Genomic DNA, 25,748 nt, shown 5'->3' with positions numbered 1-25,748 from the left:
CTTACTCCTCTGCACCGGCAGCTGGTTGCATACTCGATTCCACACCCTTGGTTGTGGCCAGATCTTTGCTGCCTGCTTCTTCGTGGACCGGCTTGCCGCGGTTCATGCCTTCGTACTTGTCGACGATGGTCTGGAACAGCTCTGCTGGCGCCTCGCTGTACAGCGCGACTGGGTTGTATTCGCTAGGCTTGGCCAGAGCTTCGTACTCGGCTTTGCCCAGTTTCAACGGCGACTGCTTGACCTCGGCGACCCATGCATCGAAGTCGGCCTGGGATTGGGCAGTAGCCTTGAATTTCATGCCGGTGAAACCAGCACCGCTGTAGTTGGCGCTGATACCGTCAAACACACCGTTCTCGTTGGCGATCAGGTGCAGTTTGGTGGTCATGCCAGCCATCGCGTAGATCTGGCCACCCAGGCCCGGGATGAAGAACGAGTTCATCACGGCGTCGGAGGTGACGCGGAAGTTCACCGGGGTGTTGGCCGGGAAGTTGATCTTGTTGACGGTGGCAATGCCCTGTTCCGGGTAGATGAACAGCCACTTCCAGTCCAGTGCGACCACGTCGATCTGGATCGGCTTCACGTCCGAATCCAGCGGACGGTATGGGTCCAGCTTGTGGGTGGAGTGGTAGGTGACGTAACCCAGGGCGATGATGATCAGGATCGGGATGATCCACACCGCGGCCTCGATCTTGGTCGAGTGCGACCAGTCAGGGGTGTAGGTGGCTGCCTTGTTGGAAGCACGGTACTTCCAGGCGAACGCCAGGGTCATGATGATGACGGGAATCACCACCAGCAGCATCAGGCCGGTTGCGATCAGGATCAGGTTCTTTTGCTCAATGCCGACCTGGCCCTTCGGGTCGAGCAGGGTCCAGTTGCACCCACTGAGTAAAAGCATGCCTAAAACGGGCAATATGCCAAACAGTCTGGGGTAACGCTTTTTACTCATCTCACGACCTCTAGATCAGCTTGCTTCAATGCAATTTGTGTTTTGGTAGCCAACACTTCGTCCTGCCAAGTGAGGCATTTTGCGCCCGTACTCGCTCCGGCCTGGGGTCCGACTGCTGGACCTTGGCTTCAAGCGTGTTAGCGGTGCTTATGGTTTCGTAGGCAACAGGCCTGTACTTCAGACCAAGTCCATTTGGTGCGGGAAAACGCGGAGGGGTATCCGCCCGGTATCGCCGTTGGGCGAAACTTGACGAAGTCAGCAAAAAGGAGCGCTGGGGCTTCCTTCAATCCTGCGACTCGCAAGCAGTGCCGAACGGAAATTGGGGGCGATTGTAGTGAGGTCGCCAACCCTTGACTATGACTTATTGAGCAACAGTCTTTTACAGAATGCGTAACAATGCTGCTCGATAATTCAACTTCGCGACAGTTTGTCGCACCCCGCTTGCTAGCCCTCAAAGCCGCATTCTACAAGGCTTCGTGATTGATCTGGATCAAGCGGGGGGCAACTTTTCGCTGTTCTCGTGCGGCGTAAAAGACCACATGCAATTCAGGACTTTTGTCTAACCCTGACGTCGGTTGCGGTAGATGCCGAGCGGAACCAGAATGGCAGTCAGCACAAACGCCACAAGTGCCCACTGCGCCAGCGACAAACCGAGGATCGGTGGGTACGGCGTGCTGCAGAAGCCGTCGACCTGGAACGCCAGCGGCCAGAGCTTGGCCAGCGGCAGGTCGTCCACGATCGGCTGGAGGGTGTCGATGCCACAGCTGACCATGGGGTTGGCGAGTATATACACATGGTTGCCGGCTGCAATGATTCCGCCAATTGCGCTAAGCACCACCATGGCCTCGAAGAAGGTCAGGCTGCGGCGCCCGGGCATCGCTGCGGCGATGAAGGCGAACACGGCAATGAACAGCAGCGCGTAACGCTGCAGGATGCACAGCGGGCACGGTGCCTCGCCCAGCACCACTTGCATATAGAGGGCGCCGCCGATCAGCGACAGGCAGATCAGGCCCAACAGCACCAGAAAGCGCCGTTCCCGATTCAGGCGCGAGGTTTGTTCGTTCATTGCCGGTTCCTTCGATGGATAGTGGCAGCGTGGTCCGCCTGCCTGGGCGCAAGTCTACACGCTGGGCGTGTCGAGGAAGCGGCGCGATAGCACTGCGCAGGGCTATCCGGTGAGGCTGAGACCGGCCGCAACGAGGTCGGCTCAACGCCGGGCGGCAAAAAAAGCTGCTGCCCGGGTGCCGCACAGGGGCAAGCCCCTCGACACCCGGGAGTGAAGGATACCGTGATTAACGGAGGATTAATGATGAAAGCGCTGAGCCCGCTTTCATCTTTCCTTATATATAGGCAGGAAGTAATCGTGTAAGCCAGTGCTGGCCTCTTCGCGGGCTCGCCCGCTCCCACAGGTCTTGCGCTGCCTGTGCGGCTGACGCTATCCCTGTGGGAGCGGGCGAGCCCGCGAAGAGGCCGGTACAGGCGCTACATCATTCCAGGGCAGCCGCCGGCCCGAAGAACTCGTAACGGCTCTGCTGCTCCGGCACACCCAGTGCCTTCAACTGGCGCTTCACCGCCGCCATGAAGCCCTTGGGCCCAAGGAAGTAGGCATCCACATCACGCTCCTGCGGCAGCCATTCGGCCAGCAGGTCCTCGCTCAGCAGGCCGACCGCATCCGCCGCAGCGCCCTCCTCCGGCTCGGCATAGCAATAGAAACGCTTGAGCTGTGGATGACGCGCCGCCAGGCCATCGATCCAGTCACGGAACGCATGCACCGCACCGTTACGCGCACAGTGGATGAAATGCACCTCGCGCCGGGTTTGCAGTGCCGCCTGCAACATCGCCAGGGTCGGGGTAATGCCCACGCCCCCACTGATCAGCACCAACGGCTTATCGCTGGCTGCCAGGGTGAAATCACCGGCAGGCGGGAACAGTTGCAGGGTTTCACCCACCACAAGCTCATCGTGCAGGTAATTGGAAACCTTGCCGCCCGCCTCGCGCTTGACACTGATCCGGTATTCCTTGCCATCGCACAGCGCCGACAGGGAATAGTTGCGGCGCTGCTCGGCACCGTCGATATCCAGCTTCAGGCCAATGTATTGCCCAGGTTCAGCCTTGAGCACCGGCTTGCCATCCACCGGGGCAAAGTAGAACGACACGACCTCGCTGCTTTCCTGCTCACGCCGAACCAGGCGGAACTCGCGGGTACCGCGCCAGCCGCCCTCGGCATGTTCTTTCTCTTTATAGAGGTTTTCTTCAGCGCCAATCAGGATGTCGGCCAGCTGGCCATAGGCCGCGGCCCAGGCGTCGATCACCTCAGGCGTGGCGATTTCCTTGCCCAGCACTTCCTCGATGGCACGCAGCAGGCAGCTGCCGACGATCGGGTAATGTTCCGGCAGAATCTGCAAGGCAACGTGCTTGTTGATGATCTGCCCGACCAGGCCGCCCAACTGCTCCAGCTGGTCGATGTGGCGGGCATACATCAGCACGCCGTTGGCCAAGGCACGGGGCTGGTCGCCACTGGCCTGGTGGGCCTGGTTGAACAGCGGGCGTACCTCGGGGTATTCGCTGAGCATCATCTTGTAGAAGTGGGTGGTCAGCGCTTCGCCGCCGCTTTCCAGCAGGGGTACAGTGGCCTTGATGATTGCACGTTGTTCGGCATTGAGCATTGCGACAACTCCTGAGCCTGTGGCTTCAAATGACTGGCTTGGCTATTTCACCAATCGTGCCAACTTTTCTCGCCAGTAAAATCAGGGGGTTGAAGCCGACCATGTCAAAACGACACGCCCAGGCGTATAGTCATATTGACCAACAGGAGTCCATATGACCGCAAAGCCGCTGCTTACCGCCCTTCTGCCCCTGGTCAGTGACCTGTCACGCGACTTGCCCGACCAGGAACGCTACCGCCGCCTGCTGCAGGCCATGCGCAGCCTGCTGCCGTGCGATGCCGCCGCGCTGCTGCGCCTGGACGGTGAATGGCTGGTGCCGCTGGCGGTTGATGGCCTGAGCCCCGACACCTTGGGCCGGCGTTTTCGAGTCAGCGAGCACCCACGCTTCCAGATATTGCTCAGCCGCCCGGAGCCCACCCGTTTCGCCAGCGACTCCGAACTCCCCGACCCCTACGACGGCCTGGTCAATGCCCCGGATGCCGACCTTGAGGTGCATGACTGCATGGGCTGCCCGTTGATGGTCGATGAGCGCCCGTGGGGCCTGGTTACCCTCGACGCACTCACCCCCGGGCAGTTCCAGAGCCTGGAACTGGATGCCCTGCAGGCCTTCGCCAGCCTGGCCGCCGCCACGGTGACCGTGGCCGAACGCATCGAACACCTTGCCCTGCGCGCCGAAGATGAACACCACCGCGCCGAGATCTACCGCCAGGCCAGCGGCCAGGACAAAGAGCTGATTGGCCAGAGCCCGGCGCACAAACGCCTGGTGGAAGAAATCCGCCTGGTCGGTGGTAGCGACCTGACCGTACTGATCACTGGCGAAACCGGCGTTGGCAAGGAGCTGGTGGCCCAGGCCCTGCACCAGGCCAGCAACCGGGCCGACAAGCCATTGGTCAGCCTCAACTGTGCCGCTCTGCCCGACACCCTGGTGGAAAGCGAACTGTTCGGCCATGTTCGCGGGGCCTTCACCGGTGCGCACGGCGAGCGCCGGGGCAAGTTCGAGCTGGCCAACGGCGGCACGCTGTTTCTCGACGAAGTGGGCGAACTGCCGCTGACGGTACAGGCCAAGTTGCTGCGCGTGCTGCAAAGCGGCCAGTTGCAACGCCTGGGCTCGGACCGCGAGCACCGCGTGGATGTGCGGTTGATCGCTGCAACCAACCGGGACCTGGCGGCAGAAGTACGCAATGGCAACTTCCGCGCCGACTTCTACCACCGCCTCAGCGTGTACCCGTTGCACGTACCGCCCTTGCGCGAACGTGGACGGGATGTGCTGCTATTGGCCGGCTACTTCCTCGAACAGAACCGTTCGCGCCTGGGTCTCAACAGCTTGCGCCTGAGCAACGAAGCCCAGGCAGCGCTGCTGGCCTACGACTGGCCAGGCAACGTACGCGAACTGGAACACCTGATCGGCCGTTCGGCGCTAAAGGCGCTGGGCCAGCACCCCGACCGGCCACGCATCCTCACCCTGCAAGCCACCGACCTGGACCTGCGCGCCCCGTCGCCAACCGCCGGCGCCCTGCCCTCCCCCATAGCCCCGCCACCCGTGGCCGAGCTGCCCGAGGGCGGCCTGCGCGAAGCCGTTGATATTTACCAGCGCCAAGTGATCGAAGCCTGCCTGCAACGCAATCAGGACAACTGGGCGGCAGCTGCGCGAGAGCTGGGTCTGGACCGCGCAAATCTGAGCCGATTGGCCCGCCGACTGGGGCTTCGCTGAGGTTTACCTACCAAAGGATTAACCCAGAAAGCCATCTGGTTGCTTCCTGCCTGGCTGCTATATCTCCCTAACCACCCATTTCTCGACTGCCTGGTCGAGACTGCGCGAAACACCCCCTGCAAGGGCTCTGTTACGGCGGTTGTGGCCCGAAGAGTCGGGCCTGGGATTCGGATACCAGCAGGGAGCATCCATGGAAAACATCGTCGTCGCCGATAAGCAATCCGAAGTCGCCACTCAGAGCGCCTGGGGCAATATCAACCTGAAAGGTCCGGGCGTCGTGCAGATGCCGGTAGCCCCCGACCAGATCGCCACCGTGACCCAACGTGGGCAAGATCTGATCGTGACCCTGAAGTCCGGTGAAAAGGTCACCATCGGCAACTTCTTCGCCGTGGACCAGGCCGGGGTCGGCAGCGACATCGTCTTCGTCGGCGAAGACGGCACCCTGTGGCACGCCCAGTACGATGCAACGGCCTTCACCGGCTTCACCTTTGAAGATGTGACCTCGCTGGACGAACTGGTCGCGGGTATCGGCACTGCCGGTAGCGCCATGCCAACCTGGGCAATTGCCGGGCTCAGCCTGCTGGGTGTCGGCGGTGCGGCAGCAGCGGCTGACAACGGTGGTGGCGGCAGCAGCAGTGGCGGTTCCGACCCGGACACCACCGCACCGGCCACGCCCATCGACCTGCTGGTATCGCCGGACGGCCTGCGCCTGACCGGCCGCGGCGAAGCGGGCACCACGGTGAACATCCGTGACGCCGCCGGCAACCTCATCGGCAGCGGCACCGTGGCCGCCGATGGCAGCTTCAACGTGACCCTGAACCCGCCGCAGGTCAACAGCGAGAACCTGCAAGTCACCCTGACCGATGGCGCCGGCAACGTCTCGGCGCCCGGCACCGTCACTGCACCGGATGTGACTGCCCCACTGGCGCCAACTGAACTGGCCATCGATGCCCAAGGCACCACCCTCACCGGTCGCGCCGAAGCCGGCTCGACCGTTACCGTGCGCGGCGCCGACGGTGCAGTACTGGGCACTGCGGTAGCCGGTGCGGACGGCCTGTTCAGCATCACCCTGCAACCGCCACAAACCGATGGCCAGGCCCTGGAAGTCAGCGCCACCGACGCAGCCGGCAACACCTCGCCGGCTGCCGGCATCAATGCACCAGACGTCGACAACCCCGACACCACCGCCCCCGACCAGCCGACCAACCTGGCCCTGGCCAACGGTGTAACCCTCACCGGTCGCGGCGAGCCGGGTGCCACCGTGCAGGTGCGTGATGCGGCCGGCAACATCATTGGCACCGGCACCGTTGGCGCCGATGGCCTGTTCAGCCTCACCCTGTCACCGGCCCAGGCCAATGGCGAAGCGCTGGATATCCGCCAGGTGAATGCCGCCGGCAACAGCTCGATCCCACTGGAATTCACCGCCCCGGACATCACCCCGCCCGAAGCCGTGAGCGACATCCTGGTCGGCCCGGGTGGCACAGCCCTGAGCGGTCGCGGTGAACCTGGCGCCACCGTCGAGGTACGCGATGCCAACGGCAACGTAATCGGCACCAGCGTGGTGAGTGCCAACGGCACCTTCCTGGTCGACCTCAGTCCAGCCGCACAGCCCGGCGAACACCTGAGCCTGGTGCAGGTGGACCCGAGCGGCAACGTCTCGCCGGCGACCGAATACGACGTGCCGCTGACCACTGCCCCGGACAGCCCGAGCAACCTGGCCATCGACGCCGACGGCACCACCCTGACTGGTACCGCCCCAGCCGGCAGCCGGGTGGAAGTGCATGACGCCAATGGCACACTGATCGGCAGCGGCATTGCCAATGCCGACGGCAGCTTCAGCATCGAACTGAACCCGGCCCAGGCCAACGGCGAACTGCTCGATGTCGTTGCCATCGATGACAGCGGCGTATCGTCGCTGCCCGCACAGATCACTGCCCCGGACATCACCGCCCCAGCCGCGCCGACCGAACTGGCCGTCAATGCTGACGGCACCGTGCTCACCGGCCGCGCTGAACCGGGCAGCACCGTGCGCATTGTCGGCGCCGACGGCACCGAACTGGGCACTGCCGTCGTTGGCCCAACCGGCGTGTTCAGCATCGAACTCAGCCCGCCGCAAGTGAATGGCGAAGTGCTGCAAGCCACCGCCAGCGATGCCGCCGGGAATACTTCGCTCCCCAGCTCGGTCACCGCACCGGACGTCGACGGCGGCGACACCACGCCGCCAGATGCGCCTGTGGACCTGGTCATCGGCCTGGCCGGCAAGCAACTGAGCGGCCGCGGCGAAGCCGGCACCACCGTGCAAGTGCGTGACGCCGCCGGCAACATCATCGCCACCGGTACCGTGGGTGCGGATGGCACCTTCGTCATCGCCCTGGACCCTGCCGTTAACGACGGCAGCACCCTGCAAGTGACCCTGACCGATGCCGCCGGCAACGTCTCGCAGCCAGGTTCGGTAACTTCGACCGACCTGCTGGCGCCCGCACAACCGACCGACCTCGCCCTGGCCGATGGCGTAACCTTCACCGGTCGCGGTGAGCCGGGCGCCACCGTACAGGTGCGCGATGCTGCCGGTAACCTCATCGGCAGCGGTATCGTCGGTGCCGACGGGCTGTTCAGCCTGACCCTGTCGCCTGCCCAGGCCAATGGCGAAGCGCTCGACGTGCGCCTGGTGGACGCTGCCGGCAACACGTCGGCACCGCTGCAATTCGATGCCCCGGACACCACCCCGCCTGACGCGGTCAGCAACATCGTGGTCGGCGCCGGTGGCGTGGCCCTGAGCGGCCGCGGCGAACCGGGTGCCACCGTCGAAGTGCGTGATGCCAACGGCACCGTGATCGGTACCGGCGTGGTCGGTGCCAACGGCACCTTCCTGATCGACCTGAGCCCAGCCGCACAGCCCGGCGAACACCTGAGCCTGGTGCAGACCGATGCGAGCGGCAATGCCTCGGTAGCCCTCGAATACGACGTACCGCTGACCACTGCCCCGGACAGCCCGAGCAATCTGGTCATCGACGCCGACGGCACCACCCTCACCGGTACTGCGCCGGCCGGCACCCGCGTTGAAGTACACGACGCCAACGGCACGCTGATCGGCAGCGCCATCGCCAATGCCGACGGCAGCTTCAGCATCGAACTGAACCCGGCCCAGGCCAACGGCGAGCTGCTCGATGTCGTCGCCATCGATGACGGCGGCGTGTCGTCGCTGCCCGCACAGATCACCGCCCCGGACATCACCGCCCCTGCCGCGCCGACCGAACTGGCCGTCAGCGCTGACGGCACCGTGCTCACCGGCCGCGCCGAACCGGGCAGCACCGTGCGCATCGTCGGCGCCGATGGCACCGAACTGGGCACTGCCGTAGTCGGTGCCACCGGTGTGTTCAGCATCACCCTCAACCCGCCACAAGTCGACGGCGAGGTACTGCAAGCGACCGCGTCCGATGCCGCTGGCAACACGTCCGTGGCCAGCTCGGTTACCGCCCCGGATATCGACGGCGGCGACACCACGCCGCCGCTGGCACCGACCGATCTTGTGATTGGCCTGGCCGGCAGCCAGCTCAGCGGGCGTGGCGAGGCCGGCACCACCGTGCAGGTGCGTGACGCCGCAGGCAACATCATCGCGACCGGTACCGTGGGTGCGGATGGCACCTTCGTCATCGCCCTGGACCCTGCCGTTAACGACGGCAGCACCCTGCAAGTGACCCTCACCGACGCCGCCGGCAACGTGTCGCCGCCAGGCTCGGTAACTTCGGCCGATCTGCTACCACCCGCGCAACCGACCGACCTCGCCCTGGCCGATGGCGTGACCTTCACCGGTCGCGGCGAACCCGGTGCAACCGTGCAAGTACGTGACGCTGCTGGCACTGTCATCGGCACCGGTGTAGTCGGTGCCGACGGGCTGTTCAGCCTGACCCTGTCGCCTGCCCAGGCCAATGGCGAAGCGCTCGACGTGCGCCTGGTGGACGCTGCCGGCAACACGTCGGCACCGTTGCAATTCGATGCCCCGGACATCACCCCGCCAGACGCAGTCAGCAACATCGTGGTCGGCGCCGGTGGCGTGGCCCTGAGCGGCCGCGGCGAACCGGGTGCCACCGTCGAAGTGCGTGACGCGAATGGCACCGTGATCGGCACCGGCGTGGTCGGCGCCAACGGCACCTTCCTGATCAATCTCGATCCGGCTGCCCAGCCGGGCGACCAGCTGAGCCTTGTACAGACTGACCCGAGCGGTAACGCCTCGGTGGCCCTTGAATACGACGTGCCGCTGACCACCGCCCCGGACAGCCCGAGCAACCTGGTCATTGACGCCGACGGCACCACCCTGACCGGTACCGCGCCAGCCGGCACCCGCGTTGAAGTACACGACGCCAACGGCACCCTGATCGGCAGCGCTATCGCCAATGCCGACGGCAGCTTCAGCATCGAACTGAACCCGGCCCAGGCCAACGGTGAGCTGCTCGATGTCGTTGCCATCGATGACAGCGGCGTGTCGTCGCTGCCAGCCCAGATCACCGCCCCGGACATCACCGCCCCTGCCGCGCCGACCGAACTGGCCGTCAGCGCGGACGGCACCGTGCTCACTGGCCGCGCCGAACCAGGCAGCACCGTGCGAATTGTCGGCGCCGACGGCACCGAACTGGGCACTGCCGTAGTGGGTGCCACCGGTGTGTTCAGCATCACCCTCAACCCGCCACAAGTCGACGGCGAGGTACTGCAAGCTACCGCGTCCGATGCCGCTGGCAACACGTCCGTGGCTAGCTCGGTCACCGCACCGGACATCGACGGCGGCGACACCACGCCGCCAGATGCACCTATCGACCTGGTCATCGGCCTGGCCGGCAGCCAGCTCAGCGGCCGTGGCGAAGCCGGCACCACCGTGCAGGTACGTGACGCCGCCGGCAACTTCATCGCCACCGGCACCGTCGGCGCAGATGGCCTGTTCACCATTGCCCTGGCCCCTGCCGTGAATGACGGCAGTACCTTGCGAGTCACCCTGACCGATGCCGCAGGCAACGTCTCGCAGCCAGGTTCGGTAACTTCGGCCGACCTGCTGCCGCCAGCACAACCGACCGACCTCGCCCTGGCCGATGGCGTGACCTTTACCGGTCGCGGCGAACCCGGTGCAACCGTGCAAGTACGTGACGCTGCTGGCACTGTCATCGGCACCGGTGTAGTCGGTGCCGACGGGCTGTTCAGCCTGACCCTGTCCCCTGCCCAGGCCAATGGCGAAGCGCTCGACGTGCGCCTGGTGGACGCTGCCGGCAACACGTCGGCACCGCTGCAATTCAACGCCCCGGACATCACCCCGCCGGATGCCGTCAGCGACATCCTGGTCGGCCCGGGCGGCACGACCCTGAGTGGCCACGGTGAAGCCGGTGCCTCGGTGGAGGTGCGCGACGCCGATGGCAACCTGCTGGGCCGTGGCGTGGTCACGGCCAACGGCACCTTCCTGATCAGCCTTGACCCGGCCGTACAACCCGGCGACCAGCTGACGCTGTTGCAGGTGGACCCCAGCGGCAACGCCTCGGCCCCGCTCGAATACGATGTGCCGCTGACCACTGCCCCGGTCAGCCCCAGCGGGCTGGCCATCGATGCCGATGGCACCACCCTCACCGGTAATGCCCCTGCCGGCAGCCGCGTGGAAGTACACGACGCCAGCGGCGCCTTGATCGGTAGCGCCATTGCCAATGCCGACGGCACCTTCAGCATTGAACTCAACCCTGCCCAGGCCAACGGCGAACTGCTGAACGTGGTGGCCATCGATGCCGATGGCGTTTCTTCCATCCCCACGCAGATCACTGCGCCCGATATCACCGCACCGGCTGCGCCAGCCGAGCTGGCCGTGAGCGCTGACGGCAGCGTCATCACTGGCCGCGCCGAGCCGGGCAGCACCGTGCGCATCGTCGCCGCCGACGGCACCGAACTGGGCACCGCGGTGGTCGGCCCGACCGGTGTGTTCAGCATCAACCTCGCCCCGCCCCAGATTGACGGTGAAGTGCTGCAAGCCACTGCCACCGATGCTGCGGGCAATACCTCGCCAACCAGTGCAGTGACCGCGCCAGACCTCGACGGTGTCGATACCACGCCACCCACAGCACCTACCGACCTGGTCATCGACCTGGCCGGCAGCCGGCTGAGCGGCCGCGGCGAACCGGGCACCAACGTGGAAGTACGGGATGCGGCGGGCAATGTCCTGGCCACCGGTACCGTAGGTGCAGACGGCAGCTTCGCCATCACCCTGGCCCCGCCCGTGAACGACGGCAGCGCCCTGCAAGTGACCCTGACCGATGCCGCGGGCAACGTTTCGCCACCCGGCTCGGTCACCTCGCCAGACCTGCAACCGCCTGCGCAGCCCACCGAGTTGGCGCTGATCAATGGCGTTACCTTCAATGGCCGCGGCGAGCCGGGTGCCACCGTGCAGGTGCGCGATGCCAGCGGCACCGTGATCGGTACCGGCGTAGTCGGTGCCGACGGCCTGTTCAGCCTCTCCCTGTCGCCTGCCCAGGCCAACGGTGAGGCGCTGGACGTGCGCCTGGTGGATGCCGCCGGCAACAGCTCTGTGCCGCTGCAGTTCGACGCACCGGACATCACCCCGCCTGCGGCGGTCAGCACTATCGTGATCGGCGGTGGCGGCCTGGCCCTGAGTGGTCGCGGCGAAGCCGGCGCCACCGTCGAGGTGCGCGATGCCAATGGCACACTGATCGGCACCGGCGTGGTTGCGGCAAACGGCACCTTCCTCATCGACCTGAACCCGGCCGTGCAGCCTGGCGAGCAACTGAGCCTGGTGCAGACCGACCCAAGCGGCAATGCCTCCGAGGCGCTGCAGTTCGAAGTGCCGGTTACCACTGCCCCGGCCAGCCCGAGCGACCTGGTGTTCGCCGAAGACGGCAGCAGCATCAGCGGCACCGCGCCTGCTGGTAGCCGCGTGGAAGTGCATGATGCCAACGGCACGCTGATTGGCAGCGTAGTGGCAGGCCCTGATGGCAGCTTCACCGTCACCCTCGACCCGGCCCAGGCCAATGGCGAGCTGCTGGATGTGGTGGCCATCGATGGCAGCGGCGCTTCGTCGCTGCCGGTGCAGATAACCGCACCGGACATCACCCCACCGGTCGCCCCGAGCGATTTGGTAATCAATGCCGACGGCAGTGTGGTTACCGGCCGTGCCGAGCCAGGCAGCACCGTGCGCGTGCTGGCCGCCGATGGCACCACCGTACTTGGCAGCGTGGTGGTCGGCGCCACCGGCAGCTTCAGCATCACCCTCGACCCGCCGCAGGTGAACGGCGAGGTACTGCAAGTCACCGCCACCGATGCGGCCGGCAATGCCTCCACGGCCGGCAGCGTGACCGCGCCGGACATCGACGGCGGCGACACCACGCCGCCAGAAGCGCCAACCGCCCTGCTGGTCAACGCTACCGGCAGCCAGCTGAACGGTCGTGGCGAAGCCGGTGCCAGCGTGCAGGTGCGCGATGCCGCAGGCAATGTGATTGCCAGCGGCACCGTCAACCCGGATGGCACCTTCGCCATCACCCTGAGCCCGGCCGTCACCGATGGCAGCACCCTGCAGGTAACCCTGACCGACGCCGCCGGCAACGTCTCGCAACCCGGCTCGGTCGCTTCGCCAGACCTGCAAGCCCCGGCCCAACCCACTGAGTTGGCCCTGGCCGATGGCGTCACCTTCACCGGCCGCGGCGAACCCGGCGCCACCGTGCAGGTACGCAACGCTGCCGGCACCCTGATCGGCACCGGCCTGGTGAATGATGACGGCACCTTCAGCGTCACCCTGTTCCCCGCCCAGGCCAATGGCGAGGCGCTGGAAGTGCGTGTGGTGGATGCCGCCGGCAACGGCTCGGCACCGCTGGAGTTCACGGCGCCGGACATCACCCCGCCAGCCGCGGTCAGCAACATCGTGGTCGGTGCCGATGGCCTGGTGCTCAGTGGTCGTGGCGAAGCCGGTGCCACTGTCGAAGTGCGCGATGCCAACGGCACGCTCATCGGTACCGTGGTCGTTGGTGCCAACGGCACCTTCACCGTCGACCTCGACCCTGCCGTGCAGCCAGGTGCGCAGTTGAGCCTGGTGCAGACCGACCCGAGCGGCAATGCCTCCGAAGCGCTGCAATTCGAAGTACCGTCCACCACCACGCCGGCCAGCCCGAGCGACCTGGTGGTGGCTGCCGATGGTGGCAGTATCACCGGTACCGCACCGGCCGGTAGCCGTGTGGAGGTCCATGACGCCAACGGCACACTGGTCGGCAGCGTAGTGGTAGGTGCCGAAGGTACCTTCACCGTCATCCTCAACCCGGCCCAGGCCAACGGCGAACTGCTCGATGTGGTGGCAATCGACGCCACGGGTGCCTCGTCGCTGCCAGTACAGGTCAGCGCCCCGGATATCACCCCGCCGGTCACCCCGAGCGAACTGGCAATCAATGCCACCGGCAGCGTGGTCACCGGCCGCGCCGAAGCGGGCAGCACCGTGCGCGTGCTGGCCGCCGATGGCACTACCGTGCTCGGCACCGTGGTGGTCGGCGCCACCGGCAGCTTCAGCATTACCCTCAACCCGGCCCAGGTGAACGGCGAGGTACTGCAAGTCACTGCCACCGACGCTGCCGGCAATGCCTCCAGTGCCGGCAGCGTTACCGCGCCAGACATCGACGGTGGCGACACCACGCCACCCGACGCCGCGAGCAACCTGGTCGTCGGCCTGGCCGGCGCCCAGCTCAGCGGTCGTGGCGAAGCCGGTGCCAGCGTGCAGGTACGCGATGCCCAGGGCAATGTAGTGGCCAACGGTACAGTCAACCCGGATGGCAGTTTCCAGATCACCCTCGACCCGCCCGTCAAGGACGGCAGCACCCTGCAGGTGGTGCTGACCGATGCCGCCGGCAATGCCTCTGCGCCAGCTTCGGTGGTAACCCCGGACCTGCAGGCGCCGGCCCAGCCGACCGGCCTGGCCCTGGCCGACGGCGTTACCCTGAGCGGTAGCGGCGAGCCCGGCGCCACCGTGCAGGTGCGCGATGCCTCGGGCAACGTGATAGGCACTGGCCTGGTCAACGACAATGGCAGTTTCAGCGTCACCCTGTCGCCGGCCCAGGCCAATGGCGAAGTCCTCGACATTCGCCTGGTGGATGCTGCCGGTAACGTGTCGACACCCCTGCAGTTCGATGCCCCGGACATCACCCCGCCTGCCGAGGTCAGCAACATCGTGGTCGGCGCCGACGGCCTTACCCTGAGCGGTCGTGGCGAAGCGGGTGCCTCGGTCGAAGTGCGTGACGCCAACGGCGCGCTGATCGGCAGTGGCCTGGTAACCGCGAACGGGACCTTCCTGCTCGACCTAGACCCGGCTGCGCTGCCAGGCGCGCGCCTGAGCCTGGTGCAGACCGACCCGAGCGGCAATGCCTCCGAGGCCCTGACCTACGACGTGCCGCTGGTGGTCACGCCAACCAGCCCGAGCGGCCTGGTAGTCGCCGAAGACGGGACCAGCATCAGCGGCTCGGCCCCGGCCGGCAGCCGCGTGGAAGTACACGATGCCAACGGCACGCTGGTCGGCAGCATCGTGGTCGGTGCCGAAGGCACCTTCACCGTGGTGCTCAACCCGGCCCAGGCCAACGGCGAGCTGCTGGACGTGGTGGCCATTGACAGCAACGGCACCTCGTCGCTGCCGGTGCAGGTCAGCGCGCCAGACATTACCCCGCCAGTCGCGCCAAGCGACCTGGTAATCGCCGCCGACGGTACCGTGGTCAGCGGCCGCGCCGAGGCGGGCAGCACCGTGCGCGTGCTGGCTGCAGATGGCACCACTGTGCTGGGTAGCGTGGTGGTCGGTGCCAGCGGTGCCTTCGAAATCACCCTCACCCCGCCGCAAGTGGCGGGCGAACAGCTGCAAGTCATCGCCACCGACGCTGCCGGCAATGCCTCGCAGGCCGGCTCGATCACGGCCCCCATCGTCGACAACGGTGGCGATACCACGCCACCGGACCCGGCCAGCAACCTGGTCATCAGCAACGACGGCCGTACCGTCTCGGGCCGTGGCGAAGTGGGTGCGACCGTGGAAGTGCGCAACGACCAGGGCCAGGTGCTGGTCAGCGGCACCGTGCAGGCAGACGGCAGCTTCACCGTCACACTGCCAGCGCCGGTGATCGACGGCTCGTCCCTGCAAGTAACCCTGACCGATGCCGCGGGCAACGTATCCACACCAAGCCCGCTGACTGCGCCCGACCATGTGGCACCACTGCAACCGACCGGCCTGGCGCTGGCCGATGGCGTGACACTGACCGGCACGGCCGAAGCAGGTGCGCGGGTGGATGTGCGCGATGCCTCGGGCAACCTGATCGGCAGCACCATCGCCGGGCAGAATGGCAGCTTCAGCCTCACCCTGAACCCGGCGCAGGCCAACGGCGAAACCGTGTCGGTCAGGGTGACCGATGCAGCCGGCAACAGCTCGGTGCCGCTGAACTACGCCACCCCGGATATCACCCCGCCAGGCATCATCAGCAACGTCATTGCGGGTGCTGGCAGCGTGGTCATTTCCGGGCGCGGCGAAGCCGGTGCCACGGTCGAAGTGCGCGATGCCAATGGCACCGTCATCGGTACCGGCACCGTCTCGGCAAATGGCACATTCCTGGTCAACCTCGACAGCCCGGTCATTGCCGGTGAAGCCCTTGTACTGGTGCAGACCGATGCTGCCGGCAACCCTTCGGTAGGCCTCACCATCATCGTGCCGGCCACCGCGGTACCGGACAGCCCGAGTGGGCTGGTTGTGGCTGCCGATGGCAGTTCCATCAGCGGTTCGGCCCCGCCAGGCAGCCTGGTAGAAGTGCACGATGCCCAGGGCAACCTGATAGGCAGCATCCAGGCTGGCAACGACGGTAACTTCACCATCGGTCTCTCACCTGCCCAGGCCAACGGCGAACTGCTGGATGTGGTCGCGATCGACGCAGATGGCAACACGTCGCTGCCGATCCAGATCAGCGCCCCGGACATCACGCCGCCCAACGAAGCGAGCGAACTGCAACTGAGCAACGATGGCAGCACCCTCACCGGGCGCGGCGAGCCCGGCACCACGGTGCAGGTCACCGATGCCCAGGGCAACGTGCTGGGCAATGCCCAGGTCGGCGCCGACGGGGTCATCAGCGTGCAGCTCAACCCACCGCAAACCGACGGCCAGGAACTGGACGTGGTACTGCGCGATGCCGCCGGCAACAGCTCGACGGCGACCATCACCGCGCCGGACCTGGACGGCCCGCTGCAACCTTCGGGCCTGGCCATCGACAGCGCCGGCGTGCATCTGACCGGCCAGGGCCAGAGTGGCTCGATCATCACCGTGCGCGATGCTGACGGTAATGTACTGGGCACCACCACCGTGGGCGGTGACGGCCGCTTCGACGTTACCCTGAACGCGCCACAGCGCAACGGCGAAAGCCTGACCGTGGACGCCACCGACAGCCGGGGCAACAGTGCCGGGCCGGTGGACTTCACCGCACCAGACTCTACCCCGCCACAGGTGGTCGGCAGCCCGGCCATCGACGATAGCGGTACCCTCGTCACCGGTATTGGCGAACCGGGCGCTACTGTCACCGTGCGCGGGCCGGATGGCAGCGTGCTGGGCAGCGTGCTGGTCGGCGCAGGCGGCGCGTTCGAAATCACCCTCGGCACACCGCAAACCAACGGCCAGGCGCTGACCGTAGAGCAGCGTGACCCGACCGGCAACCTGTCGGCAGCAGTAGACCTCGCTGCGCCGGATACCGAGGCGCCGGCCATTCCAGGTAGCCTGACCCTCTCGGGCGACGGCTCCACCCTGACCGGTACCGGCGAGCCTGGTGCCCAGGTCACCGTCACCGGCACAGCCGGCGCGGTGGTAGGCACCGCCACCGTGCAGCCGGACGGCAGCTTCAGCGTGACCATCGACCCGCCACAGGTAAACGGCCAGACCTTGTCCGTGAGCCAGGCGGACAATGCCGGCAACCCATCGCCTGCCAACACCGTGACCGCGCCGGACCTTGAGGCGCCACTGCCAGCCCAGGGCCTTGGCCTGAACGCCGCAGGCACGCTGCTCAGCGGCCAGGGCGAACCTGGCAGCACCGTGGAAGTGCGCAATGCGGCCGGCGACTTGCTGGGCACCATCCAAGTGAACGGCGACGGCACCTTCGAAGTGCCGATCGCGCCAGCCCAGACCAACGGTGAAACCTTGTCGGTGGTGCTGATCGATGGCGGTGGCAACGCCTCGCCTTCGGCCAGCTTCACTGCCGACGACACCAGCGCACCGGACGCACCGGCGGGCCTCACCATTACCCAGGGCGGCAATGCCATCCAGGGCACTGGCGAAGCGGGCAGCACCGTTGAAGTGCGCAACGCCGCTGGCGACCTGCTCGGCAGCGTGGTAGTGCCGGCGGGGGGTAACTTCACCGTACCACTGGCGCCTGCACAACTGGATGGCCAGGCGCTGGAAGTGACCCTGACCGACGCGGCGGGCAACGTCTCCGACATCACCCCGATCACCGCACCCGACATCACCCCTCCGGCAGTGCCCGGCGATGTGGCGGTCAGCGCAGACGGCACGACTGTTACCGGCACTGCGCCGGGTGCCAGTTCGGTCACCGTCACCGACAGCGCGGGCAATGTCGTCACCGTCCCGGTCAATCCGGACGGCAGCTTCAGCGTGCCGCTGGACACCCCGCAGACCAACGGCGAAACCGTGACTGTAGTGGTGACCGATGCAGCCGGTAACGATTCGGCACCGGTAACAGCCACAGCGCCCGACACCACCGACCCGCAACCGGCCACCGGAGTGACCGTCAGCCCGGATGGCGGCACTGTCGGCGGCACCGCCGAACCGGGCAGTACCGTGGTCGTGCGTGACGCCGACGGCAACCCGATCGGCAGCGGCACCACAGGCCCTGACGGCACGTTCGTAGTGCCGGTCGACCCACCTCTTGCCACTGGCGACACCGGCACCGTGGTGGTCACCGACCCGGCAGGCAACACCTCCACCGAAGTGCCGGTGGCAGGCCCGACCGGCAACGAAGTGGCGACACCTGCCGGCCTGGCGATCAGTGCCGACGGCTTCCTGCTGACCGGTACCGGCACCGTGGGTTCGCTGATCACCGTCACCTCTGGCGGCACCACCCTGGGCACCGCCACCGTCGGCAGCGACGGCAGCTTCCGTGTGTTCTTCCAGAACGCCCAGCTCAACGCGCAGACCTTGCAAGTCAGCGCCCGTGCCACGGTCGATGGCCAGCCATCGGTACCGGCCACCGTCGTGGCCAACGACACCACGGCGCCGAACGCACCGACTGCCAACCTCAGCACCAACGGCAGTTCGCTTACCGGCCAGGGCGAAGTGGGGGCCACGGTGCGGGTCACCGATGCCCAGGGCACCCTGCTGGGTACCGGCACGGTCGGCAGCAACGGCCTGTACAGCATCACCCTTGCGCCAACCACGGCCAACGGCCAGAGCCTGATCGTCACCCAGGCCGACGCAGCCGGCAACGTGTCGCTGGCGACCAGCGTGCAGACACCCGATCTGCAGGCACCTCTGACGGCCAGCGACCTCAGCCTCAACAGCGCGGCTACCGTGCTCAGCGGCCAGGGCGAAGCCGGCGCCAGTGTCACGGTTCGCGATGCCAGCGGTGCCATCCTGGCGACCGGTACCGTCAACCAGAGCGGCCAGTTCCAGATCACCCTGCCTGCTGCACAGACCAGCGGCAGCCCCCTGCAAGTGACCCTCAGCGATGCGGCGGGCAACATATCCGGCCCGGCCAGCCTGGCCACGCCAGACCGTACACCGCCTGCTGCAATCACCAATCCTCTGCTGAGCCAGGACGGGCGGCAGCTGTCCGGTAGCGGCGAAGTCGGGGCCACGGTGCAGGTGCGCAATGCTGCGGGGGCTGTACTTGGCACGGCGACCGTGGGTGCCGATGGTCGCTTCACGGTGACCTTCGATACCCCGCAAGCCACCGGCCAGGCGATCGGCGTGACGCAAGTAGATGCCGCCGGCAATACGTCGCCTGCGGTCAACGTGCAAACCCCGGACCTGACCCCGCCAGCAGCGCTGACCAACGTGGCGCTGAACAACAACGGCCTGACCCTGACCGGCCTCGGCGAAGCCGGCGCCAGCGTCACCGTGCGTGGGCCGGACGGCACCATCATCGGCACCGGCCTGGTGGCTGCCAATGGCAGCTTTACCCTTACCCTCACCAGCGCCCAACTCAACGCCCAGCACCTGAGCGTTACGCAGACCGACGCGGGCAACAACACCTCCACCGCCGTGGCGGTCACCGCGCCAGACTTCACGCCACCCGCTGCACCCACCGCGCTGGCCCTGGCCGGTACCGGGCTGCAACTGACCGGTAACGCCGAAGCCGGCAGCACCGTGACCGTGCGCGATGCCAGCGGCAACGTGCTGGGCACGGCGGTAGCCACCAGCAACGGCACCTTCCAGGTCACCCTGAGCAGTGCCCAGACCAATGGCCAGAGCCTGCAGGTAACCGCAACCGACGCGGCAGGCAACGTGTCGACGGCTGCGCCTTACACCGCAGCCGACACCACACCGCCAGCGGCCGTGACCAACCTGGCGGTCTCCGCCAGTGGTGCCACCCTGACAGGCAATGGCGAAGCAGGCGCAACTGTCACCGTGCGGGCACCCGACAATACCGTGCTGGGCACCACCACAGTCGGCGCCGACGGCCACTTCAGCGTGGCCTTGTCACCGGCCGCGATCACTGGCGAAAGCCTCAGCGTGGTGCAGGCTGACGCCGCACAGAACGTCTCCCCTGCGCAAAACGTCACCGCGCCGGGCCTGCTGGCCCCGACAACACCCGACAACCTGGTCCTGGCCGCTGACGGCCTGTCGGTAACCGGCACCGCATCGGTGGGCAGCACGGTCAAGGTGTATGGCCCCAATGGCGTATTGCTGGGCAGCAGCCCGGTCGCCAACGACGGCACCTTCACCGTCAACCTGGGCAGTGCCCAGGCCAACGGTGAAGTGCTGCAGGTCAGCGCCACCGGCAGCGACGGCGCAGTCTCGCTGCCGGCCACCCTGCTGGCACCGGACACCACTGCGCCACTACCTGTGACCAACCTGGTACTGTCCACCGACGGCCTGGTACTCAGTGGCCGCGGCGAACCGGGTGCCACCGTCACCGTGAAAGGTGAAGGCGGTATCGACCTGGGCACTGCGCTGGTCGATGCCAACGGCAACTTCAGCGCCAACCTTAGCGCCCCGCAAATCAACGGCGAGCAGCTCAGCGCCGTGCAGTGGGACGTTGCCGGCAACGAGTCCAACAGCGTCAGCCTGACCGCGCCCGACCGTGTGGCGCCGGATGCCGCAGCCAGCCTGGCCTTCGCCGGGGGCGGCAGCCTGCTCAACGGTAGCGGCGAGGCCGGTGCCAGCGTGCGGGTACTGGCAGCAGATGGCTGCGTGCTGGGTACCGCGGTGGTACGCGCCGACGGCACCTTCCAGGTCACCCTCAATTCGCCGCAGGCCAACGGCCAGCAAGTGCACGTGGTGTTGACCGACGCCGCTGGCAACCAGTCTGACGCCAGCGCCATCACGGCGCCGGACACCACGCCACCTGCGGCGCCAAGCCAGCTGTCCGTTTCCGGTGATGGCATCACCCTCACAGGGCGCGGGGAAGTTGGCGCGACCGTCACCGTGACGGATCCCGGCGGCGCGCAAATCGGCAGCGCCATCGTCGATGCCAGCGGCCACTTCACCATCACCCTCACTCCGGCACTGGGCAACGCCGAGCTGCTCAGCTTCACCCAGACCGACGCGGCCGGCAATGTGTCGGCGGTAGCCACACTGCTGACCCCGGACTTCACACCGCCAGCCCCGCTCACCCAGGTTGTGATCAATGCCGACGGCAGCGTGGTCAGCGGCCTGGGCGAAGCCGGTGCAACCGTCATCGTCAGCAACGCAGCCGGTACCGTACTGGGCACCGGCACGGTGCTTGCCGACGGCAGCTTCCGCGTCGAGCTCAGCCCCGCGCAAATCAACAACCAGGTGCTGTCGGTGCTGCAGGCCGACCCACCCGGCAACGTCAGCGAACCGGTCAGCGTGCTGGCACCGGACCACACACCGCCAGCTGCGGCAACCGAGCTGCGGCTCAATGCAGCAGGCGATGTACTGGCCGGTACCGGCGAAGCGGGCGCCACGGTGCGCGTGTATGTCGGCAGCACTGAAATCGGCACTGCTACAGTCGCCGCAAACGGCACCTTCACGGTCAACCTGGATGCAGCCCAGCTCAACGGCCAGGTGTTGCAGGTCACCCTGACCGATGCCAGCAACAACGTGTCGCCGATCAGCACGGTGACGGCGGTGGACATCACGCCACCGGCAACCGTGATTGCCACCATCAACGACAGCGGCACCCAGCTGATCGGTACCGCCGAGGCCGGCACCCGGGTCACCGTGATCAACAACAATGGCGACCTGCTGGGCCAGGTGACGGTCGATCCGGACGGCACCTTCGTGGTTGACCTGAACAGCCCACAGATCAACGGCCAGCAACTGACCCTGATCGCCCAGGACGCCACCGGCAACCCATCGTCGCCACTGCTGGTGACTGCGCCCGACCTGACGCCACCGGTACAGCCGAGCAACCTGCTGCTCAATGCCGCCGGCACGTCGATGACCGGTACCGCCGAAGCCGGCAGCACCATCACCGTTCGCGGGCCGGACAACAGCGTCGTCGGCACCGTGGAAGTGGGTGCGAACGGCCAGTTCACCGTGCCAATCAGCCCGGCGCAGAACAATGGCCAGCTGCTCTCCGTGGTGTCCACTGACGATGCCGGCAACGTTTCGGTGCCTGCGCCTTACCAGACCAACGACACCTCGCCGCCCGACATCGTCACCAACCTGGCGATCAACAACACCTTCAACGTACTGACCGGCAAGGGCGAGGCCAATGCCGCGGTCACTGTCAGCCTCGGGGGGACAGTGATCGGCACCGGCACGGTCGATGCTGCGGGCAACTTCCAGATCACCCTGACGCCGGCAGCGGGTTCGCTGGCCACCCTGGCAATCACACAGTCCGACGGCATCAACACGTCGGCAGTAGCGACCTACGTCACCCCGCTGATCGCACCGCCGGTACCACCGACCAACGTGATTCTCGGCGGCGACGGCCTGACCCTGACGGGCAACGCGCCAAGCGGCGTTGGCATCCGCGTGTACGATGCCGCAGGCAACCTGATCGGCACCGGGGGCGCGACGCTGAACGGCACCTTCACGCTGACGCTCAACGCAGCCCAGCTCAACGGCCAGCACCTCTCGGTGACAGCCGTGGCGCTGGTCGGCGGCGAGTCGCAGCCAACGTTTGTGCAGGCAGCCGACATCACTCCACCGGCCAACCCGCTGGTGACCAGCCTGTCGACCAACGGCCTGGTGCTGAGCGGCACTGGCGAGGCCGGGGCCACGGTGACCGTGCGCGATGCCAGTGGCAACGTGCTGGGCAGTGGCCTGGTGAATGCCGGTGGCGTGTTCACCGTCAACCTCAACGCCGCGCAACTCAACGGCCAGGTGCTGGGCGTGAGCCAGGCCGACGCCACGGGCAATATCTCTGGCAGCACCAGCTACACCGCCGCCGACCTGCAGCCACCGGCAGCACCGACCAACGTCACCATCAACGGCGCGGGCACCGTACTCACCGGTACCGGTGAAGCAGGTGCAACCGTCACCGTACAAGGCCCGAACGGCCAGGTCGGTAGCGGTGTGGTGCAGGCCAACGGCACCTTCAGCATCACCCTGACTACTGCGCAGAACGACGGACAACTGTTGGTGGTGCGCCAGGCCGATGCGGCCGGCAACCTGTCTGCCAGCACCAGCCTGACCGCACCGGACACCACTCCGCCGGCTGCGCCGCTGGCCTCCATCAACGCCAACGGCACCTCGGTCAGTGGTTCGGGCCAGGTCGGCAGCACGGTCACCGTGCGCAACAGCGCCGGTACCGTGCTGGGGACTGCGACGGTGGGCAGCAACGGCCTGTTCGTGGTCAGCCTGACCGCCGCACAGATCGACAACCAGGCGCTCAGCGTCACCCTCACCGACGCCGCCGGCAACGTGTCCACCGGCACCGCGCTGACCGCACCTGACCTGACCCCGCCTGCGGCAGCCGGCAACCTGGTGATCAGTGCCGACGGCGGTACCCTGACTGGTACCGGCGAAGTCGGTGCCACGGTGACCGTGCGCAGCGCCAGCGGTACCGTGCTGCAAACCGCAACGGTGCAGCAGAACGGCACCTTCACCGTGACCCTGAGCCCGCCACAGGACAACGGCCAGATCCTCTCGGTAACCTTGGCCGACCCACGCGGCAACGTGTCGGGCAACGTCAACATCACCGCGCCGGATGTGGATGCCAACGCGCCGGTCATCGCCAGCGACAACCTGGCAACGGCCACCGTCAACCTGGTACCGGTCAGCGCTACCAAGACCTACACCGACAGCTTCACCACGCTGTTGTCGGGCTTCACCAAGACCTACACCTGGACGGTTGCGGCCGGCACCACGGTCGACCCGACCCTGACGCTGACCACCAACAGCGTGCTGGCGCTGCTCAACAACACCACGTTCACCCTGCAGGTCAAGAACGCGGCCGGCGCCTGGATAACCCTTGCCACCGGCAACACCCAGGGGCTGCTCGACCTGATCGTGCTGCCAATCGGGCTGCAGGTGGACATTGGTAGCCTGCAAGCGGGCGACTACCGCCTGACCGTGGGCAGCGGCGGCATAGGCCTGATCACCCAGGTCACCACCGAGCTGGATATCACGGCCACCAGCCTGACCCAGTTCACCGGCACCGGCACCGCCACCTCGGGCAACGTCATCACCGACGTCGGCACCGATGGCGCCGTCGATGCCCGTGGCCCCGACAGCCTGGCCGTGCTGCAAGTGCTGAAAGGTGGCAGCTACGTCGCGGCCGGCACCGCCACCACGGTGCAGGGCCTGTACGGCACCCTGGTGATCCGCGGGGACGGCAGCTACACCTACACGCCAAACGGCAGCCCGGCCAGCGTCGGCAAGGTCGATGTGTTCAGCTACCAGCTGGTGCACCCAAACGGTCTGTCCGATGCGGCCAACCTGTATGTACGCATCGACAGCCCACAGGCGACGGAGATCTGGAGCAACACCAACTACGGCGCGCCGGCCACGGTGGTCGACGCAGTCAACGATGTCGGCTTCAGCCACCTGACCTTGGCCAACCGGGTAGACACCAGCAGCAGTACGCTGGGCTCGCTGACCCTGCCACTGATCGGCAGTCGCCAGGCCACCTACACCACCACGGTGGCTGCCGATACCACGGCCAACCTGCAGGTGGTGGTCAACTCCACCAACCTGCTGAGCCTGCTCAACGGCACCACCATCGAACTGCTCAAGCTCAACCCGGCCACCGGCCAATACGTGCTGGTGCAATCGGTGAACGGTGGCTCGCTGATCAGCCTGCTCGGCGGCGGCGCAGGGTATACCTTCCAGAACCAGGGCGCCGGCACCTACCACGTGCGGGTCACCGCCGGCGGCATCGGCCTGGCCAGTTCGATCACCACCAGTGTCAACGCCACCACCACGCACCTGACCGAGTTCGTGGTCAGTGGCGCGACAGCGGCGACCGGTAACCTGCTGACCGACGACAACGTGGGTTCGGCACTGACCGTGCTGAGCGTACTGACGGCGGCCAACACCTACACCATCCCGGGCTACAACGGGGTGAGCGTGGCCGGTACCTACGGCACCTTGCTGGTGCACGCGGATGGCAGCTACACCTATACCCTCAACTCGGGGCTGACCTCGGCGGCGGTCGGCCAGCACGACACCTTCACCTACGAGCTGACCCACCCCAACGGCACCACCGACACGGCAACGCTGACCATCAACCTGGACAACGCTGCCGGCCTCACCACCTTCAGTTCGCTGGTGGCCGACAGCGGTGACGAGGCAGTCGCACTGGCCAGCGTGGCCGCCGCCAGCGACGTAATAGCCGGCACCGACGGCAACGACCACCTGGTGGGCAGCCAGGGCGGGCACATCACCCTGGAAGGTGGCGCGGGTGACGATACCCTGGTGATCGTCGACCAGAACTTCGCCAGCGTCGACGGCGGGACCGGTACCGATACCCTGCAATGGGGCGGCGGCGATGCCAGCATCGACCTGGGCAACCTGGTCGGGCGCGTGCACGACATCGAAATCATCGACCTCAACGACACCAGTTCGGTGGCCCTGACCCTGAACCTGGCCGACGTGGTGGCCATTACCGAAACCGGCAACAACACACTGATCATCAAGGGGGACGCGAACGACTCGGTGCACATGACAGACAACTGGAGCCTGGTCGGGAACCAAACTGCCGACGGTATCGACTATAACCAATACACGGCGCAGGAGGATCCGAGCCACCAGCTCTGGGTGCAGAACGGTATCCACGTTGTCTGAGGCCGCTGCAAACCCGCC

General features: G+C 66.6%; 5 protein-coding genes. 2 read left to right on the top strand and 3 right to left on the bottom strand.

All coding sequences use genetic code 11. The features are described 5' to 3' along the window. Position 1: 1 nt before the first annotated feature. From cyoA to hmpA, 3 genes are all read right to left on the bottom strand, one after another. The gene (gene cyoA / locus ACQKPZ_RS00125) at positions 2-946 is read right to left on the bottom strand and encodes a ubiquinol oxidase subunit II (RefSeq protein ID WP_391124349.1); all 945 of its coding nucleotides are present in this window, start codon (positions 944-946) and stop codon (positions 2-4) included. A 559-nt stretch (positions 947-1,505) separates the two neighbouring features. Next, on the bottom strand, positions 1,506-2,012 hold the full coding sequence (locus ACQKPZ_RS00120; RefSeq protein ID WP_427534897.1) for a disulfide bond formation protein B: 507 nt from the start codon (positions 2,010-2,012) through the stop codon (positions 1,506-1,508). Between the two features lie 421 nt (positions 2,013-2,433). After that, a complete protein-coding gene (hmpA, locus tag ACQKPZ_RS00115) occupies positions 2,434-3,612 on the bottom strand; it encodes an NO-inducible flavohemoprotein (protein ID WP_427534895.1) in 1,179 nt (392 codons plus the stop codon). A 154-nt stretch (positions 3,613-3,766) separates the two neighbouring features. On the opposite strand from hmpA, the gene norR reads away from it, so the two are divergent. After that, entirely contained in the window at positions 3,767-5,323 is a 1,557-nt protein-coding gene (norR, locus tag ACQKPZ_RS00110) for a nitric oxide reductase transcriptional regulator NorR (protein WP_427534894.1), read from the top strand. A gap of 190 nt (positions 5,324-5,513) precedes the next feature. After that, the gene (locus tag ACQKPZ_RS00105) at positions 5,514-25,730 is read left to right on the top strand and encodes a BapA/Bap/LapF family large adhesin (protein ID WP_427534893.1); all 20,217 of its coding nucleotides are present in this window, start codon (positions 5,514-5,516) and stop codon (positions 25,728-25,730) included. The last annotated feature ends 18 nt before the right edge of the window (positions 25,731-25,748 follow it).

It is taken from the genome of Pseudomonas sp. NPDC089547, assembly GCF_050280665.1.
In the GTDB taxonomy this organism is placed as follows: Bacteria; Pseudomonadota; Gammaproteobacteria; order Pseudomonadales; family Pseudomonadaceae; genus Aquipseudomonas.
The sequence above is the reverse complement of the archived record's forward strand: the minus strand, read 5'-3'. Positions and strand labels throughout refer to the sequence as shown.